Genomic DNA, 4,245 nt, shown 5'->3' with positions numbered 1-4,245 from the left:
GGCGCGCGGCAGCGAGGCGTTGAGGCCGCCCAGGTGCTGGAGCAGGTTCTGCTGGGAGCGCTCATCAAATTCGATGATGGCGTAGGTTTCATCCCCGTCATTGGGCAACAGCACCGCCGGGGCCGGGCGACCGACCAGGAACCCCAGCTCCACCCGTTCACCGTTCAGTTCCACGCGCTGGCTGTCCTGGCGCACCAGACGGCCCTCTTCCAGTTCATAGCTGCCCACGGTGAGCACGTGCGGGCGCAGGATCGGCTCCCCGGAGACCGGGTCGGTGCCCCGCTGAACAAGCGCGGCCGAACGGACCACGTTCTGGGCGTCCAGCTCCAGCTCGACCCCGAGGTGTGGCACGCCGCTGGTGCGCAGCCAGGCGTCGGCCCAGTCGCCCATGTTCCGGCCACTGGCCTGCTCGAGCGCGGCCAGGAAGTCATCCAGGGAGGTGTTGGCGTACTCGTGCTTCACGAAGTAGGCGCGGGCGGCGTCACGGAACGCCTCATCGCCAACGAACGCGGCCAGCTGCTTGAGCACGCTGGCGCCCTTGGCGTAGGTGATGCCGTCGAAGTTCTGGTCCGCCGCCTGCAGGTCGGTGATGTCCGCAACGATTGGGTGCGTGGTGGGCATCTGGTCGGCCACGTACGCCCAGGCCTTGCGACGGGCGGCGAAGGTGGTCCAGGCGGTGGCGAAGTCGGTGGCTGGTCGTTGGCCAGGGTGCCGATGTAGTCCGCGAAGGATTCCTTCAGCCACAGATCGTCCCACCACTTCATGGTGACCAGGTCGCCGAACCACATGTGCGCCATCTCGTGCATGATCGTGTTCGCGCGCTGTTCGTGCTGCGCCTCGGTGGCGTGGGAGGTGAAGACGTAGCGTTCGGTGAAGGTGACCAGGCCCGGGTTCTCCATGGCTCCCAGGTTGTATTCGGGCACGAACGCCGAGTCGTACTTGCCCCACGGGTAGGGGTAGTCGAACAGTTCGTGGAAGTAGGTCAAGCCCTGCTTGGTGACCTTGAGGATCTCTTCGGCGTCGAAGTCCTCGGCCAGGGAGGCGCGGCAGCTGGCGGCCAGTTCGATCCGCAGCGGTTCGCCGGAGGAGAGCATCACGGTGTGCTCGTCACGCACCACGTGGTAGGGCCCGGCCAGCACGGTGGTGATGTAGCTGGAAATCGGGGGAGTGGGGGCGAAGGTAACGGTCTTGGTGCCGTCCTCGTGCAGGTTCTGCGATTCGGCCGGTTGGTTGCTGGCCAGGTGCCAGTCCTCCGGCCCGCGCACGATGAAGCGGTAGGAGGTCTTCAAGTCAGGCTGCTCAAAGCAGGCGAAGACGCGGCGGGCGTCGGCCGGCTCGAACTGGGTATACAGGTAGGTCTGCCCGTCCTGCGGATCCACGAAGCGGTGCATGCCCTCACCGGAGCGCGAGTACAGTGCGCGTCCGGTGATTACCACGGTGTTCACGGCCTGGATGTCCAGGTCCTGAAGATAGATCCGCGCGTCCACAACGGCCTGGTCCACGGCGATCATGGTGCCGTTGACGTTGATCTCCTCCACGGTGTCGTGGATGAAGTCGATGAAGGTCTGCGGGTGCTTGGAGGTGAAGCGCAGCGTGGTCACCGACCGGTAGCTGCCCTGGTTGGGATCGGTGGCGTTGCTGACATCCAGTTCGACGTCGGCGGAGTGCCAGATGATGTTCTGGGCCCGCCAGGCGGCTTCGTCCCGGGTCAGGTTTTCATTCGGTGCATAGCGTTCAAGAGTGTCCACCACCCCAGCTTAGCTGTGAAACGTTTCCTTGATAATGTGCGGGCCGTGATTATGTCCGCCGTTTTCCGCGGCCGCGGATCGGGTTCCCGTGAAGCCAGTGCAAAGGCACGGGAACCTGCGTAGCGTTGGCCTGCACCACCAACAGTCAGGAGCCAGCCATGCCACGCATCCTCAAGCTCGACCATGTGGGAATCACCGTCGCGACCTGGAGACGGCCACCGATTTCTTCCTCGGACTCGGCCTGGAAGTGGCCGGACGCCATGACGGGCTCGAGGGCGAATTCCTGGATACGGTGTGCGGACTGCACAATGCCCGCACCCGCATCGTGATGCTGAACGTGCCCGGCACGGAGCAGCAGATCGAGCTCTCCAGCTTCATCCGCCCCGGCCACGGACCCGGGCAGCCGGAGGCGATGGCCACCGAAGTCGGGCTGCGCAGCCTGGCGTTCGTGGTCGATGACCTGCCGGCCCTGGTCGACCAGCTGCGCTCCGCTGGCTACGGCCTGGTCGGCGGGATCGGCGAATACGAGGGGGTGTGGCGCATGGCTACGTGCGCGGCCCGGAAGGCATCATCGTCGCCCTGGCCCAGCGCCTGGACTGAACGGCACCCCTGCGGCAGCCGGCCTGGACACACTTTTTGGGGTACAGCCCAGCCCCGGGCAGCCGGCATTCAAACAGCTGCCGGGGCCCGGGGCTGGGCGTGTGGGGCGGAACGGGTCCGCCCCGTCGAGTTAGGCCTTGACCTTCTTCAGCGACTTCTCGCTGACCGGCGCGTCATTGCTGGCGCGCAGCTTGCGGAAGTAGTCGCGGGCCTCGTCCTGGCGTTCGGCCTCCACGCCGGAGGCGATCTCCGCGCGCAGGTGCTCCTGGGTGTAGCCAAACGCGTCGACCAGGTCCTGGGCGTGCGGGCGCAGGCGGGCCAGCAGGCGGTTGATGTACTCCGGCAGGGTGCGGGCGCGCTGCATCGACAGGCGGCCGTGGGCCAGGTACCAGCCAGGTCATCCTCGACGACGGTCAGGGCGAACACGTCGCGCAACCAGGTGAGCACCTCGCGGGTGTTCTCGTCCGTGGTCTTCTCCAGCGCCCGGGTGAAGGCCTCCCAGCGCAGCAGCTCGGCGTGGGCGCGGGCCGCCTGGATCAGCAGGTCCTGGTTCTCGTTGAACTTGGCCGCGGTGCGGGCCTTGTCCTTCCCGGCGCTGCGCAGGTTCCCGGCCACCTCGGCGACCATGGCGTTGACCCGGTCTGCCAGCAGCTCGCGCTGGTTGGCCGGTCCTTGAAGAAGTTCGCGCTCTTGCGCTCGTCGCTGACGTCGGCGAAGGCCTGGGCCACCGAACGCAGCCCGGTGCGGTGGTAGGCGGTGGAGCGACCTGCTTGGCGACGTAGCGGGCGACGGCGCCGGTGTCCAGCTTGCGGAACTCGGCGGCGTAGTCGGTCAGCAGGCGCTTGCCCACCAGCTGCAGCAGCACGTTGTTGTCGCCCTCGAAGGTGACGTAGACATCCAGGTCGCTGTATAGCTGGTTGAAGCGGTTCTTGGCCATGTAGCCCGAGCCGCCGCAGGCCTCGCGGGCCTCCTGGATGGTGTCCAGCGCATCCCAGGTGCTCAGCGACTTCAGCCCGGCGGCCAGGTTTCCAGGTCCTGGCGGTCCTCGTCGCTGTCCGCGCGCCCGGAGAAGACCTCGTCGAACTTGGTCAGCAGCTCATCGTGGGCGAAGGATGCGGCGTAGGTGCGGGCCAGGCGCGGCAGCAGGCGGCGCTGGTGGCGCTGGTAGTCCAGGATGGTGGTTTCCTCGGTGTCCGAGGTGCTGGTGAACTGGCGGCGCTGGTTCGCGTAGGTGATGGCGATCTGCAGGGCGATCTTCGCCGCGCTGGTCGCGGCCCCGTCCAGCGAGACCCGGCCCTGGACCAGGGTGCCGAGCATGGTGAAGAAGCGCCGGCCCGGGGAGGCGATCGGGGAGCTGTAGGTGCCGTCGGCGGCCACATCCCCGTAGCGGTTGAGCAGGTTGGTGCGCGGGACGCGCACGTGGGTGAAGTGCAGGCGGCCGTTGTCGATGCCGTTCAGTCCGCCCTTCAACCCGTCGTCCTCGCCGCCCACGCCCTCCAGGAAGTTGCCCTGCTCGTCGCGGATCGGCACGTAGAAGCAGTGCACCCCGTGGTTCACGCCCTTGGTGATCAGCTGCGCGAAGACGGTGGCGTCCTTGCCGTGCAGCGCGGCGTTGCCCAGGAATTCCTTCCAGGCGGCCTTGAACGGGGTGTGGATGACGAATTCCTCGGTCTGCGGGTCATAGGTGGCGGTGGTGGCCACGTTGGCCACATCCGATCCGTGGCCGATCTCGGTCATCGCGAAGGCGCCCGGGACGCTGAAGTCCAGGATGCCCGGCAGCCACTTCTTGTGGTGCTCCTCGGTGCCCAGGTGCAGCACCGCCCCGCCGAACAGGCCCCACTGCACGCCCGCCTTGATCTGCAGCGAGGGGTCGGCCGCGACCAGTTCCTCGAAGGCG

Annotated in this window: 1 protein-coding gene and 3 pseudogenes; 1 reads left to right on the top strand and 3 read right to left on the bottom strand. The window is 67.2% G+C overall.

Annotated features, from left to right (window positions below):
• A partial coding sequence (locus tag JCM19049_RS08850; RefSeq protein WP_279402802.1) for a M1 family aminopeptidase occupies positions 1 to 621 on the bottom strand: 621 nt, incomplete at its 3' end.
• A gap of 140 nt (positions 622 to 761) precedes the next feature.
• Positions 762 to 1,391, bottom strand: a pseudogene (locus JCM19049_RS19665) (M1 family aminopeptidase); the annotation flags it as partial.
• Between the two features lie 445 nt (positions 1,392 to 1,836).
• On the opposite strand from JCM19049_RS19665, the pseudogene JCM19049_RS23355 reads away from it, so the two are divergent.
• Positions 1,837 to 2,214 (top strand): annotated as a pseudogene (locus tag JCM19049_RS23355) (hypothetical protein); the annotation flags it as partial.
• A 264-nt stretch (positions 2,215 to 2,478) separates the two neighbouring features.
• On the opposite strand, the pseudogene JCM19049_RS08835 reads toward JCM19049_RS23355, so the two are convergent.
• Positions 2,479 to 4,245: pseudogene (locus JCM19049_RS08835) on the bottom strand (acyl-CoA dehydrogenase); the annotation flags it as partial.

Source organism: Arthrobacter sp. JCM 19049, assembly GCF_001310435.1.
The sequence above is the reverse complement of the archived record's forward strand: the minus strand, read 5'-3'. Positions and strand labels throughout refer to the sequence as shown.